Origin of the sequence: Sorangium sp. So ce693 (assembly GCF_051521375.1) — a bacterium.
GTDB classification, from domain to species: Bacteria; Myxococcota_A; Polyangia; order Polyangiales; family Polyangiaceae; genus Sorangium; species Sorangium atrum.
Genome location: NZ_CP150347.1, coordinates 4939535 through 4953219 on the forward strand (window position 1 = coordinate 4939535; position 13685 = coordinate 4953219).

10 protein-coding genes and 1 pseudogene are annotated in these 13685 nt (G+C 71.7%); 6 read left to right on the plus strand and 5 right to left on the minus strand.

The window, feature by feature from the left end:
• Positions 1-86: 86 nt before the first annotated feature.
• Both WMF14_RS18460 and WMF14_RS18465 read left to right on the plus strand, forming a co-directional pair.
• The gene (locus WMF14_RS18460) at positions 87-1544 is read left to right on the plus strand and encodes a sigma 54-interacting transcriptional regulator (RefSeq protein ID WP_437802608.1); all 1458 of its coding nucleotides are present in this window, start codon (positions 87-89) and stop codon (positions 1542-1544) included.
• An 8-nt stretch (positions 1545-1552) separates the two neighbouring features.
• Complete coding sequence (locus WMF14_RS18465) at positions 1553-4912, plus strand: protein kinase domain-containing protein (protein ID WP_437802610.1); 3360 nt, start codon at positions 1553-1555, stop codon at positions 4910-4912.
• 31 nt (positions 4913-4943) lie between these two features.
• Here WMF14_RS18465 and WMF14_RS18470 read toward each other — a convergent pair whose 3' ends face one another.
• From WMF14_RS18470 to WMF14_RS18480, 3 genes are all read right to left on the minus strand, one after another.
• Positions 4944-5789, minus strand: coding sequence for a hypothetical protein (locus WMF14_RS18470; protein ID WP_437802612.1), 846 nt, complete (start codon positions 5787-5789; stop codon positions 4944-4946).
• Positions 5790-6147: 358 nt separating this feature from the next.
• Entirely contained in the window at positions 6148-6714 is a 567-nt protein-coding gene (locus WMF14_RS18475; RefSeq protein WP_437802614.1) for a hypothetical protein, read from the minus strand.
• On the minus strand, positions 6711-8009 hold the full coding sequence (locus WMF14_RS18480) for a helix-turn-helix domain-containing protein (protein ID WP_437802616.1): 1299 nt from the start codon (positions 8007-8009) through the stop codon (positions 6711-6713). Before WMF14_RS18480 ends, WMF14_RS18475 begins: the two co-directional genes overlap by 4 nt.
• Before the next feature lie 148 nt (positions 8010-8157).
• Between WMF14_RS18480 and WMF14_RS18485 the strand changes: the two genes are divergently transcribed.
• Together WMF14_RS18485 and WMF14_RS18490 are read left to right on the plus strand one after the other, a co-directional pair.
• A complete protein-coding gene (locus WMF14_RS18485) occupies positions 8158-9069 on the plus strand; it encodes a hypothetical protein (protein WP_437802618.1) in 912 nt (303 codons plus the stop codon).
• A gap of 207 nt (positions 9070-9276) precedes the next feature.
• Positions 9277-9999: a hypothetical protein gene (locus WMF14_RS18490; RefSeq protein WP_437802620.1), complete on the plus strand. Its 723-nt coding sequence runs from the start codon at positions 9277-9279 to the stop codon at positions 9997-9999.
• A gap of 71 nt (positions 10000-10070) precedes the next feature.
• On the opposite strand, the gene WMF14_RS18495 is transcribed toward WMF14_RS18490, so the two are convergent.
• Positions 10071-10316, minus strand: coding sequence for a DUF3072 domain-containing protein (locus WMF14_RS18495; RefSeq protein ID WP_437804234.1), 246 nt, complete (start codon positions 10314-10316; stop codon positions 10071-10073).
• Positions 10299-10538, minus strand: a pseudogene (locus WMF14_RS18500) (DUF3072 domain-containing protein); the annotation flags it as partial. The pseudogene WMF14_RS18500 and the gene WMF14_RS18495, both read right to left, overlap by 18 nt.
• 136 nt (positions 10539-10674) lie before the next feature.
• On the opposite strand from WMF14_RS18500, the gene WMF14_RS18505 reads away from it, so the two are divergent.
• Both WMF14_RS18505 and WMF14_RS18510 read left to right on the plus strand, forming a co-directional pair.
• A complete protein-coding gene (locus WMF14_RS18505; RefSeq protein ID WP_437802622.1) occupies positions 10675-11514 on the plus strand; it encodes an SDR family NAD(P)-dependent oxidoreductase in 840 nt (279 codons plus the stop codon).
• A 326-nt stretch (positions 11515-11840) separates the two neighbouring features.
• Entirely contained in the window at positions 11841-13436 is a 1596-nt protein-coding gene (locus tag WMF14_RS18510) for an SPFH domain-containing protein (protein ID WP_437802624.1), read from the plus strand.
• Positions 13437-13685 lie beyond the last annotated feature (249 nt).

Consider the following 13685-nt stretch of genomic DNA (forward strand, 5'->3'; position numbering starts at 1 on the left):
GGCGGCGCGCTGCAGGCGCCGCTGCGGCCCCGCGCGCGCGCCGGTTCCCGGTTGACGCGGCCCCCTCCAGGGGCACCATGGCGATCATGGGCGACGATTCCGGGGAGGCCTGCACGCTCACGAGCTTCGATCAGGGGCGCTCTCTCCGGCTCCCGGCCGTCTCGGTGACCATCGCCCTCCCGGACCGGCGCACGCTCACGACGCCGCTCGATCTGCGTCCCCTCCTCGTGGGCGCGGGCGCCGACTGCGATCTGGTCCTCGCCGATCCACGCGCGTCGCGCCGGCACTGCGAGATCCGGTTGACCGAGCAGGGGGTGCTCCTGCGCGATCTGGGCAGCAAGAATGGCACGCTGATCCGCGACGTCCGGATCCGCGAGGCCTTCCTCCCGCCGGGCGTCCCCGCCACGGTCGGCGGCTCCGAGATCGTCGTCGGCGCTGCGGGCCCTGCGGCTGTCTTGCCGCTCTCCGCCGCGGACGCGTTCGGCGAGGCCGCGGGGCGGAGCCTCCCCATGCGCGCGCTGTTCGCCCGGCTGGAGCGCGCGGCCCCGACCGACGAGACCCTGCTCCTGCTGGGCGAGTCCGGCACCGGCAAGGAGGTGCTTGCGCGGGCGATCCACGCGCAAAGCCGCCGCAAGGACGGCCCCTTCGTGGTCGTGGACTGCGGCGCCATCGCGCCGAACCTGGTGGAGAGCGAGCTCTTCGGCCACGCCCGGGGCGCGTTCACGGGCGCCGCGGCGGCGCGGCCGGGTCTGCTCGAGCAGGCGAGCCGGGGGACGCTCTTCATCGACGAGATCGGCGAGCTCCCGCTCGAGCTCCAGCCGAAGCTCCTCCGCGCCATCGAGGGGCGGCAGATCCGGCGGCTCGGATCGAACGAGTGGCTCCCCTTCGACGCGCGGATCGTGGCGGCCACGCACCGGAACCTGCGCGCGAAGGCCCAGGACGGCTCGTTCCGGGCCGATCTCTACTTCCGGCTCTCGGTGGTGGACGTCCATGTCCCCGCGCTCCGGGAGCGCAAGGACGACATCCCGCTCCTCGTCGAGCGCTTCCTCGTCGCGCGGGATCCGCCGCGCGCGCTCGCCGACCTGCCGCCGGGCGCGCTCCCGCTGCTGGAGGCGTACGATTGGCCGGGGAACGTGCGCGAGCTCCGGAACACCGTCGCGCGGCTCGTCCTCTTCCCCGAGCTGCTCCACGAGATCATCGGCGCTGCGCCGGCGGCGCCGCAGGGGAGCTCCAGCGCGGAAGCGGCGCGCCCCGATCCCTCGGGCGCGGCGCCCTCCGGAGCGGCTTCGTCGGGCGCGGCGCTCTCCGGAGCGGGTTCGTCGGGCGCGGCACCAGCAGGGCCCGGGGACGCGCGCCTCCGCAGGCTCCTCGAGCTGCCGCTGCCCGAAGCGCGGGAGGTCGTGCTGGAGGAGCTGGAGCGCGCCTACGTCACCGAGAAGCTCCGCCAGCACGGGGGCAACATCTCGCACGCGGCCGACGCGATGGGCGTCTCCCGCCAGCTCGTTCACCGGCTGATCCAGCGCCACGGCCTCCGGGCACGATGATCCCGCCCGTGGACGGCGACGAGCCCCGCGTCGACGCCCCGCCGTGGCCGCGGCGCGGCCGCGATGACGCGACCCTCACCGGCCCGGCCACGGCTGCCGCGCCAGGGGCCGCGCCCGCCGCGCCCGGGGCCATGCCCGCTGCGTCGGAGGCCACGCCCGCCGTGCCCGACGCCACCTCCGATCTTGGCCTCGGCGAGGAGAGCCGGCGCTCCGCCGCCGCGCGCGAGTCCACGCCCGCCGCGCCGTCGCCGATACCGCCCTCGCTCCACGCGCGCTTCGAGGACTTCCACCTCCTCGGCCGCGGCGGCATGGGCGTCGTCTACCGGGCGCGGGACCTCCGGCTCGGCCGGCGCGTCGCCATCAAGCTCCTCTCGGCGGGCGCGCAGATCGACGGGAGCTTCCTGCGCGAGGCGCGCTCCCAGGCGCGGCTCCGCCACGAGAACGTCTGCGAGGTCCACGAGGCCGGCGTCGCCGATCACGTGCCTTTCCTCGTGATGCGCTGCATCGACGGCCCCTCGCTCCAGGACGCCCGCGGCGACCTGACCCTCGAGGAGAAGGTGCGCGTGGCCCGGGCCATCGCCGCCGCGCTCCACGAGGCGCACCGGCTCGGCCTCGTGCACCGCGACGTGAAGCCGAGCAACGTCATGCTGGAGCGGGGCACGGACGGCGCCTACCGCCCCTACCTCATGGACTTCGGCATCGCGCGCGAGGCGGGGGAGAGCGGGCCCACCCTCACCGGGGCCCTGCTCGGAACCCCCGCGTACATGGCGCCCGAGCAGGCCGCGGGGCGGGTGCACGCCCTCGATCGGCGGACCGACGTCTACGGCCTGGGCGCGACGCTCTACGCGCTGCTCGCCGGCCGCCCGCCGTTCACGGGGGGCGCCGTGATGGACGTGCTCCGCCAGGTGCTGGAGGCGGACGCGACGCCGCTCCGGACCCTGGACCGCGACATCCCCCAGGATCTCGAGGCGGTGGTGATGCGCTGCCTCGAGAAGCAGCCCGGCGCCCGCTACGAGTCGGCGCGCGCGCTCGGCGAGGACCTGCAGCGCTTCCTGGACGGCGATCCGGTGCTCGCGCGCCGCGCCTCCCTCGGCCGACGCCTGGCCCGGGCCGCGCGCCGGCACCGGGCGGCCGTCGCTGGCGTGGCCGCGCTGGTCGTCGCGGCCCTGGTCATCGCCGGCCTCTCCGTCCGGAGCCAGCGCGCCGCCGCGGAGCAGGCCGAGCTCGCGCGCGAGCTCGGCGAGACCGTGAAGGAGATGGAGCTCTTCCTCGTCGGCGCCCACGCGATGCCGCTCCACGACGTCGAGCGCGAGCGCGACGTGGTCCGCGCCCGGCTCAGGGCCGTGGAGGCCCGGATGGCGCAGGCGGGCGAGAGCGGCCGCGGCCCCGGGGAGTACGCGCTCGGCCGCGGCCTGCTGGCGCTCCAGGAGCCGGCCGCCGCCATCGAGCACCTCCGGGCGGCCGAGCAGGCGGGTTACCGATCGCCGGGGCTCGACTACGCCGCCGGCGCGGCGCTCTCCGAGCTCTACCGCCGCGGCCTGGAGCAGGCCCGGCGCATCCGCAACCCGGCGCAGCGCGCGGCGCGCATCGCCGCGCTGGAGGCCGAGCTCAAGGCGCCGGCGGTCCTGCACCTCCGCGCGGCGCTCGGCGGCGCCGTCGACGCGCCCGCGTACGCCGAGGGGCTGCTCGCGCTCGCCGAGGGCAGGCACGAGGACGCGCTGGAGAAGGCCCGGGCCGCGTTCGCGGGGGCGCCGTGGCTCTACGCGGCGAAGAAGCTCGAGGGCGACGTGCTCTTCGCGATGGGGAGCCGCTACCGCCACGACGCCGCCTTCGATTTCGAGCGGATGAAGGGCCATTTCGACGGCGCCGCCGAGGCGTACCGGATCGCCGCCGACCACGGCCGGTCCGACCCGTCGGTCCACGCCGGCGCGTGCGAGCTCTGGACCCAGACCATGAACGCCGCCGGCAAGCAAGGCGCGTCGATGCGCCCGAGCTTCGAGCGGGCGCGGGAGGCCTGCGGGCGGGCGCTCGCGGCGAGCCCGCGGAGCGCCGAGGCGTACGTGAAGCTGGCCTGGGTCCACAGCTGCTTCGCCTGGTGGGTCGCCAGCGGGATGCAGGAGGGCGAGGACGCGGAGGCGGCCCTCGCCGAGGCGACCGCGCGCGCCGAGGAGGCGCTCGCCAGGAGCCCGGACGACGCCATGGCGCGGTACGTGGCCGCCTCGGTCTTCCGCGCGCGGGCCTACCACGCGGACCTGATCGGCCGCGACCAGGGCGAGGCCCTCGAGCGCGCCGTCCAGGGCTACGAGGCCGCGCTCCAGCGCGAGCCGGACTTCGCCTGGGCCCTCAACGAGCTCTGCGTCGTCCACGCCGAGCGCGGCCGCTACGAGTCCCTGCGCGGCCTCGACCCGAAGGGGTCGTTCGAGCGCGCCGAGGATCGCTGCGACCAGGTCCTGGCGCTCGATCCAGGGTTCGGCAGCGCGCGAACGTCGCGCCTGACCACCGGCTTCTACGAGGTCGAGCACCTCGTCCGCGCCGGCCGCTCTCCGGAGGAGGCGGTCCGGCGGGTGCACGCGGTGATCGAGGCGACGCGCCGGAGCGATCCTTCCTGGACCGGGGCTCCCTACTGGCGGCTCTGGCTGGATCACGCGCTGGCGATGCACGCGCTGGACGCGGGGGCCGATCCTGGCCCGGCGCTCGCGCGCGTCCAGGAGAGCGCGCGGGCGATGGCGCCGGGCGCGGCCGCCTATCCGGAGTCGCTGCGGGCGATGCTGGCGATGCTCGAGGCGCGCGTGCGGCTCGCGCGGGTCGAGGACCCGGCGGCCGCGCTCCAGGTGGCGCGCGAGACGCTGGATCGCAGGCTCGTCGAGGCGCCCTGGGACGTGTCGGACCGGGCGCAGCGCGCCGAGGCGGAGCTCCTCGCCTTCCGGTGGAGCGCGCAGCGGGGCCGTCCGGACGCGGCGCTGCTCGACGCGGCGCTCGTCCCGCTCCGGCCCGTGCTGCTCGGCGAGCCGCGCGCCGATCCGCGGATCTACGCGCTGCTGGCCGAGATCCACGAGGCCCGCGCCGCCCTGCGGGCGGGACGCGGGCAGAACGCCGCGGCGGAGATCGACGAGGGGCTCCGGCATGCGGGCGCGGCGCTCGCTCTGAACCCGCGGTTCGACAGGGCGCTCGTGGCCCAGGGCGGGCTCTTTCGCCTGCGCGCCGCGGCGGCGCCCGGCGCGACCGCCCGGAGAGAGGCCACGCTGCGGGAAGCCGAGGCCCTGGAGGCGGCGATCCAGGCGAACCCGCTGCGCGCCCGGACCGTGGGCGCGCGCCTCGTCGAGGCGCGGCGGCTCGCGAGCGACGGGCCTGGCCCCGCCGTGCGCTGACGAGTGAGCTGCGTCAGCGGAGCGTTGCGGCTCACTGGGGGAAGCCGGGGGGGAGGGGATCGCACCAGTCGGGCGCGAGGTCCTCCAACCACGTCATGGTGCATGCCTTGCCATTGCAGTTGTATTGGCCGCTCCCCGGCGCGCCCACGGCCTGGCACTCGGCGTTGAACTCGAGGACATCCTTGTAGACGAGGCCGCAGGTGTTCTTCTGGTAGCAGTACCGCTGAGCCAGCGCCGCCTTGGCGTCGATCCCGCACCCCCTCACGAACGAGCGCGTCGGGTAGACCTCCACGACGACGTTGCCGGCGCCCACGCTCGCGCACCAGACGGCCTCGCCGTGGATGAACCCCTCGTGGTCACCGCCGTCGTCGTTCACGTTGGATCCCGTGAGCAGGATGTGGACACCGTCCTTCTTGTCGTTGACGAACGCGATCACGCACTCCAGCACGTTGTCGATCACGTCGTCGGAGAGCCCCTTCTCCGTCCAGACCGAGGCGCCGCTCACCATCCCCCGTCCCTGGTAGGGCTTGTTGCCGTAGGTCACGACGGTGCCGCTTGCCACGGCGCAGCGGAACGTGTGATTGAAGACCTCCTCACCCCCCGCGTCGGAGAAGACGCCGGTGACGACGATCGCCGGGTTGATGGCGCCGTTCTGGAGCAGCGGGTGCCGCAGCCAGCGGGCGACCTCCAGCTTCCAGGTGTGCCACGCGAGCTTCGGGGTGCCGTTGGGGTCCTGCGATCCGGGCTTTATCACCGTCGCTTCGAGCCCGGGCCCGTCGAGCTCGGCCTCGATCTCCGACTCCGACGCCGGCCCGCAAGCCGCCATGAGGAGCCCGACGCCCATCACCATCCCGTGCGCACCAGCAGAGCGCTTCATCGCGATCTCCTCGTCCAGAGAGTTTCGAGCCTTCGTTGACGGCAACGGCGAGCTTGCCGGTCATGGACACAAGCGGCCATGATCGCCGCGCTGTGTGCCAGGGACAAGGAGCATACGCCGTGCCACGCGTGAGAGGGGCGCGTCGCCGGCGGATCGCCCGCGCCTTGCCTGGCGAGGTGGTACGGCGGCGTGACAGGTGACCGCTGCGCGGACAACCGCTGTTGCGCCGCCATGACAGGCGCTCATCGGAGCTGCCGGAGTGAGCGAGCGGGAGGGCGATGACAGACAGGGAAAGCTCGACGTCTAGCGAGCCTCTCCAGCGTCTGGACCTCCGGGGCGCGGAAGACGGTGTGCGGTGCTACGGCTTCTCCGGTGGGAGCGAGGCGGTCCACCCCGTCCACCAGAGCGGAGGATCGAGGTCACGGGAAGCCGCAACCGCCCTGGCGAGCGCCGCGGCGAGCGCGCCGCGCTCGACCAGCACCCGCAAGAGGGCGTGTAGCCCAATGATCCTGCCAACGTCGCCTGGGAGCTCACGATAAAGCTTGGGCTTGCCCTGGACGGCCCGGACGTCTTCGGTCACGAAGATGAGATCCGAGCGACGCGATGCGACGGCGATCGAGGCTGCTTCTCCTCGATCCACGAACGCCATGAGGACGCCCCGCGTGGCGTCTTCCTCCGAGCCGGCCAGCACCTCGATGAGCTCCACCGAGCTCCCGCGCAGCTCTCGGCCGGCCTCCTTCATGAGGTTCGTCTCGGGATCGGTCGGCCTCCTGGGAACGGTGAGCTCTTCGAGCACGTCGTCCACCATGGCCATCGGTACGCTCTTCGCCGCAGCCACGAGCGCCTTCAGGCAACCGGCGCGCTGGAACGGGATCACCGCGTTGGTGTCGAGGAGGTACCGAACCATGGTAACGCTCTGGCTCACGCGCTCGTGGGCAAATCATCCCAGGCGGTCAGCTGCAGCAACTCCCGCGCGCGCCCGGCGGAGATCAGATCGCGATCGAGCGCTTCGAGCACGCGTCGGGTGAGGACATCGTGCCGGGATGGATCCAACAGAGGGACGGCTGCCGCCGAGCCGCCGCTCGTACGCCTGGCCTGCTCGATCACGGCTTCTTGCTGGAAGTGGACGATGTACTCGCGATTGACCAGATGGTTCACCGTGATCTCGATGGGGGTCTCGAAGTGCTGCCGGGTCCGAGCCAGCAGATCGAGCGCCTTGGACGTGGCCATCTCATACTGGGGGGGGCCCAGGAGCTGCCGCAGTCCCTCCGCGGGCATGAGGAGCTCGGCGGCAAATGCGCGCGCTCGCCGCTCGCCGTGCCATACGACCTTGCTTTCGTCACCCTCCTGATCGACCACGAGGTTGATCTCTCCCTGCGGAGGATCGAACAGGATGTGCCCGAGCTCGTGAGCAAGGTCGACGCGGGCCGCCCATGGATTGGAGCGGCGCTTGCTCGCTGTGTTCAAGATGACCGCTGCGACGCCGGTTTGCGGTTCCTTCAACGCAAGCGCATCGATCCGAGCGCTCGACAGCGCCTTGGCCCGCACCAGGACGTCGAACTCCTCTTCGAGCAGGTCGGCCATGTCTCCGAGAGGGCCGCTCTCGTCTCCCAGCGCGCTCCGTAACTTGCGAGCGAGGCGGTACCCGTCCTTGAAGGCTTCCGGGGTGGGCTCCTCTGGCTCGAATCGTTCGCGAAGGCCGGGGGGTCTCCCGAGGAGGGTGTTGACCTTCCGGAGGGCGAGCGCGCGCTCGAACGTTGCCACGACCTTGGGGCGATCCTCGACGTCGCGGAAGTCCGCAAAGGCGCCCTGCCGGAAGAACAGGGCGGCCGTCGGCGAGCGCTCGATCCTGCCTTGCCGCAGGACGCCCGCATCCACGCAGAGGACGTACGCGACGCGGTCCAGCGCCGCTGCGGTGATGTTTCCCTGCCCCTCCTCGAATGCTTCCAGCGTCGCGAGCGGCACGCGTGCAAGCTCCGCGAGCTCCTCATGCGAGAAACCCACCTCCGACCGGCGGGTTCGTACGAGCGTTCCGATCGCCTGACTCATGTCGAGAATGTATGCCCGAGAGGTGTGAACTGGTATCCGGGCGAGGCTGTGGAAAACTGTACGGATTCCTGGAATCCGCGCAACAAATTTGATCCAGGCTGGAGACCGCTCCGGTAGGCCATCGACCGCCTTTTCGTCCTCAACGCCGAGCGTGCCGCTCAGGAGAAGCAAGCCGCCGCAGCCACGGCGCCAGCTGCGAAATCCAAGCGAGGCGGCGCCAAGACGCCCGCTGACGAGGCCGGGAGCGGGGCGCGAGCTCGGGGGTCCACGCGTTCCTCGACGAGGTGAAGGACCGCATCCCGATCGTGAGCCGCTCGAGGTGCACCGCATCCGTGCCGCCTTTCGCCCGCGCCTCGGCGCACAGCTCGCGGGGGCGCTGGCCGCGCTGCCGGCGGTGGAAGCAAGCGACACCTCCCACACCTTCTGGGTCTATCCGGGGGGCGTGATCGCCGATGGTCACCCTTTCCGTGACGATCTTGCAGGCGAGACCTTCGTCTGGACGAGCTCGCTCGCGGACGTGGCCCGTTGCATCGAGGCGGCTCGCGGCGCCGCCTCCGAGGAGGCCGGCGCCGACGTGGCGGGGCTCGAAACGCTGGAGGATGCTCGCCCGCCGGAGGAGGCCCCCCGCCCGCTCTCTCCCGAGGAGCGGCGCACGCGTGGTGCCATTCGGACCCTATCCGAGGAGCCGGGGCAGGCGGGATACGTCTACGCCAAGCGATCGGGCCGTGACGTCGAGATCGAGGTGTTGCGTGAGCACGCAGGGCGCGTCCTCAAGGCGGAGCAACTCTACCACGACGGCCGCATGGTGCTCGACTATGCGAACCCGATCGAGGCGCTGCGCCCGTACCTCTCCGATCGCACGCTGGCCCATTACGCGACCATCGATCTCCGGTGGAACGCGGGCGACACCTGCTCACCCGAAGAGCTCGCTGCGCTGTTCCATGCCGCGGGGATGGAGCTGTCCGAGCCGATCGCGGCGTTCGAGACAACGTGCGGTGGATTGACCTTCGCTGGGCTCTCCTGGGGGATCTATTCCTACATCAAGCGCGGTTTCGCCTTGCGAGCCATCGAGGGGTCGATGTCTCTCCGTCACGCCCGTTCTCACTCGAGACGTTCGAGCGTGTCGGCGGCGCCTTGGCGGATGCGTTCCATGTGCCCGTGCTCGGGCCCGGTACGGACCGTTATGCCTCCGTCTGGCTACGCGAGGAGTTCGAGATCCACGAGCAGGTGAGCGACCTCTTCTATGCGGCAGGGCGGCCGCGCACGGGCGAAGACGCCGGTGACGATGAGCGCCGGATTGATGGCGCCGTTCAACGGGAGGGAGCGCGGAGAAAAATCGACCGAGGCCGTGTCGGGTCCGCGGGACCTTTTGCGGGAGTAGGGGAAAGAGGGCGCGATCCGCGCGCTCCACGATCGCCTTCTTCCCGAGGTCCACGCCATGAACAAGCCGTCGTCGCTCTCCGTTTTCGTCTCGCTCCTTCTCGCTGCGGTCGGCTGTGGCAGCACGGCGCCCGTCGAAACTGAGACGCCCGTGCCGGCGCAGGAGGCCCTGCGGGGGAGCCGTTACTGCGAGATCCTGCTCGGCGACGCGGATCTCGGCGCGAGATCGGTGAGGATCGACGTGTACAACACGCAGGGCCTGAACGAGTGCCTCGAGGCGGCGTGGGTAGCGGTCGATGAGGCCGAGGTGAAGGCCGAGACGGTGGCGGACGTGGTGGTCATGAACGGCCCGCGCCACTGGATGATCGACAGCTTCGAGGGCTCGAAGGTGCTCGATCCAGAGGTGCGCACGCTCGGCGGCATCGAGATGCGCAAGACGGGCACGCTCACCGTCGCGCTCGCCGAGGCCTCGAGCAAGGCGAAGCCCTACGAGACACGCACCGTGCGACGCGACACGACGTGGGGCTACGACGCGGGCAAGACCGTCTACGAGCTCGTCGATCCGGAGGGCGCGGTCTACGACATGCAGTCGTACAGCGTGCAGGAGGTGCAGCAGGACGAGGCGTCGCTCGCAAAGCTCGGCGAGACGTTGACGCTCCCCGCCGGCTGGGCCTTTCGAACGCGGGTGATCGGCGAAAAGCTCGAGGTGGAGGCGGTGGACGGGCTCGCCGTCGTGGTGCAAGACGGCTTCGGGAATACCTATCAGCGCTCGCAGCAATAGAAGGCGAACGGGGCGCGGCGTTCAGCGGAGACCCCACGCCTCCGGGGCGGCGAGCTGAAGCGCCCTGTCGGTCACTCCCGCAGCTTCTGCCCGCGCCCGGTCTTGGCCTGCAGCTCGTCGATGCGCTTCGACGCCTCCGCCTTGGTCAGGTTCGCCTCGAAGTCCACGCCCGCCTCCTGGGAGAGCGTCTGGAGATACGACGCCTGCGCGCCTGTCATCGGCTCGTCGCCCGTCTTCCACTGCTCGGGGTCCTTGCGCGTGTTCTCGACGCCGGCGGCCCCCTCCGCGCCGCCGGCGACGCCCACGGCGTCCCGCAATTCGTCGATCTTCTCGGACGCCTCCGCCTTGGTCAGGTCCTCAGGGACCTCTTCGCCCTGCTGCTCCGCGAGCGTGTGCAGGTACGACGCCTGCGCGCCCGTCATCGGCTCGTCGCCCGTCTTCCAGTCGCGCGGATCCTTCTGGACGTTCGACGGCCGCTGTTCGCCTGCTTGCCCCGCGGCCCTGGGATCGGCGGCCTGCTGGTCTCTTTTCGTGCTCATCTCCCGTTTCCTAATCCCGAGAGAGCGCGTGGCAAGCCCGCGAGGACGCCGAACGACGATCGTCGCGCCCCGAGCCAGGCTGGGGTAACACTCCTCGAACACCACGTCTTCGCGGCGCGAGGGTGAGGAGGGATCGATGTCGAAAATTGCACTCGTTACAGGCGCGAACCAGGGCCTCGGTTACGCGATGGTGGCCCGTCTGTGCCAGGAGCTGCCGCCGGGCAGCACCGTGTACCTGGGGGCGCGGGATCCGGAGCGCGGCGAGGCGGCCGTGGCGCGCCTGCGCGAGCAAGGCCTGCAGCCGTCCCTGGCCCGGCTGGACGTGACCGACGACGCCAGCGTCCAGGCCCTGGCGGAGACGGTGGCGCGCCGTCACGGCGGGATAGATATCGTGCTCTCGAACGCGGCCGCGCGCATCGGGAAGGACGTGCCCCAGGCGGTCCAGGTCCGCACCTTCATCGACACGAACAACCACGGCACCTACCGGATGATCCGCGCCTTCGGGCACCTGCTGCGCGACGGCGGGCGGTTCCTCGTGGTCGCGAGCTCCTTCGGCTCCCTCGGCAAGCTGGATTCGCGGCTGCACGACCGCTTCGACCCCGCCACGCGATCTCTCGAGGACATCGAGCGCGTCATGGACGAGTACGTCGAGCTTGTCGAGCGCGGCGAAGCAGAGCTCCACCACTGGCCGGCGTGGATCAATATCCCGTCCAAGGTCGCGCAGGTCGCCTCGATGAAAATCTATGCGCGCCAGCGACAGGCCGAGGCCACAGAGCGCGGGCTCACCATCGCCGCGCTCTGCCCCGGGCTCGTGGACACCGACGCGTCGCGCCCGTGGTTCGACGACATGTCGTCGGCGCAGTCGCCGGCGGATGCCGCAAAGAACGTCCTCTGGATCTGCACGGAACCCGCCGAGTCGGCGCGCGTGGTTCATGGCGAGCTCGTACAGCACCGCCGGGTAGTTCCCTGGTTGTGACGCGGCGGTCGATCAGCCGCGCGAAGCGCGCGACGCCGATCGGGTCACGAAAATCGCCCGGACTGTTCGCCGCTACCCGGCGGGCCGGACCATGGTGGCGGTGGCCGAGATCGGCGTGATGCCTCGCGGCAGGAGGAGGCGGCCACCGCCGCGGCCGGGCGGCCGGGCGACAGCGCTCCATCCTGGATCGGCGCTGCGCTCCATTCTGGATCGGCGCCGCGCCTGTCGCGGGTCGCTGGCGCGCGGCGCGGCCCGGGAACGCCTCTTTCGCCGTGTCTCCTGAGTGGCCCGCTTCCTGCGAAAGCCGGACTCGCGAGGTAGAGGTCATGACGCACATCGAGCAGCGCAGGGTCATCATCCACGAGGGCGGCGTGCCGGGCGGCGCCGCGGCGGTCCTCCACGCGGACGATCACGGGACCGGGGCGGCCGGTCGCGGGCGGTACGATCAGGGCTGGCGCGCCGGCAAGCCGGCCGAAGATCCAGAGAAGCTCAAGAAATGGGGCCGTATCAGCGCGAAGCCGAGCGAGTACCTGATCCACATGCGGCGGGGTAGCCTCCGGCCCACCTCCGGTCAGGGCGCCTCGTGCTTCAAGCTCCCGGGCGACAGCGTCGCCGTCGTGCCGACCACGGTCCAGAAGCTCCAGTTCACGGCGGACCAGGTCACCCTCGAGAAGGTCGGTGTCGAGGTCACTGGGCTCGCCGTCTACCGCATCGTGGAGCCGCTCATCGCGTTCCGGATGCTGAACTTCTCGTTCCCGGAGCGCGCGCAGGAGAAGCTCGAGGCGTTGCTCGTCGACATGTTTGCCGGCGCCGTGCGCCGGCTGGTCGCGAACCTCTCCGTCGAGGAATGCCTGACGCGGCGGAAGGAAGGGCTCGCCAGCGAGCTGATACGAGAGATCGTGCCCGTCGTCTCCGGGCGCGGCAGCACCGAGGACGCCACCGACAAGGGGTGGGGTGTCCTCATCGATACCATCGAGATCCAGGACGTCCGCATCCTCTCTCCGGCGGTGTTCGGCAACCTGCAGGCGCACTATCGCCAGGAGCAGGAGCGGAAGGCCAGGGAGGCGTCGCTGCTCACCGAGCGCGCGGTCCGGCAGGGCGAGGCCGAGGCGCAGCGCGCGATCGAGCTGACCAAGCTCTCCGCCGAGGTCGAGCTGCGCACGCGACGCCAGGAGACCAGCGAGAAGGCCCGGCTCGAGGAGCTCGCCTCCGAGGCACGGGTGTCGGAGGCGAAGCTCGTGTCCGAGCGGGCGGCCCGGGAGCGGCAGATCACGCTCGACAGCGAGATCGAGCTCAGGAAGCTCGCGGCCGACGTCAGCCTCAAGCAGCAGCGACAGACGACGAGCGAGCAGGGCAAGCTCGAGGAGCTCGCGGCCGAGGCGCGGCTGAAGGAGACGCGGCTGGCCCACGAACAGCAGATCGCGGCGCTCACGCTGAGGGCCGAGATCGAGAAGACCACGCTCGAGGCGGAGGCGGCGGCGGCGCGCCACGCGGCGAAGATGGCCGCGAGCGCCCACGAGATCGACCTGCTCAGGCAGCGCGCGGCGATCGCAGGCGCGCGCCGGCTCGTGGCCGAGGCCGAGCTCGCCATCGCCGAGATCGAGGCGAGGAAGGCGCGGCTCACGCAGGAGCTCGAGCTCGACCGCGCGCGGGCGCTCCGGGAGATCGAGAACACCGTGTCGCCGGAGATCATCCGGTTGACGGTCGCGCAGCAGATGCCGGCGCTCGCCGCCGCGTTCCAGCAGCGGATGGGAGAGGTGCACATCACGGCCGTCGATGGGGCGAACCCGTTCGGGTACATCGCGGCGGCCGTGGACGGGGTGATGGGGCTGGCCCGCGCTGCAGGGCTCGAGGTGCCGCCGGCGCGCGCGCAGAAGGCGGAGCTGACCGAGGAGAGCGGGCTGGACAGCGACCGGCGTTGAGCCCGGCGACGTGAAACGCGACTTCATGCGGAGCGGCGAACCCTGTGCGTCGCGAGTCCCCCACACGAGCGGTCGTGACGCGCCGACGGGAGCGTTGCGCAACAGCGCAATCCGTTGCGGATCATGACAGGACGTTGCGCTCAGCTCCTCGCTGTCTGAGGCGTTTCGCCGAGACCTCCACGCATCTCGCGCCGGCACGTGGGTTGCCGTGCAGCCACGCCGCAGCGAAACCACGGCGTGTCGCCGCGG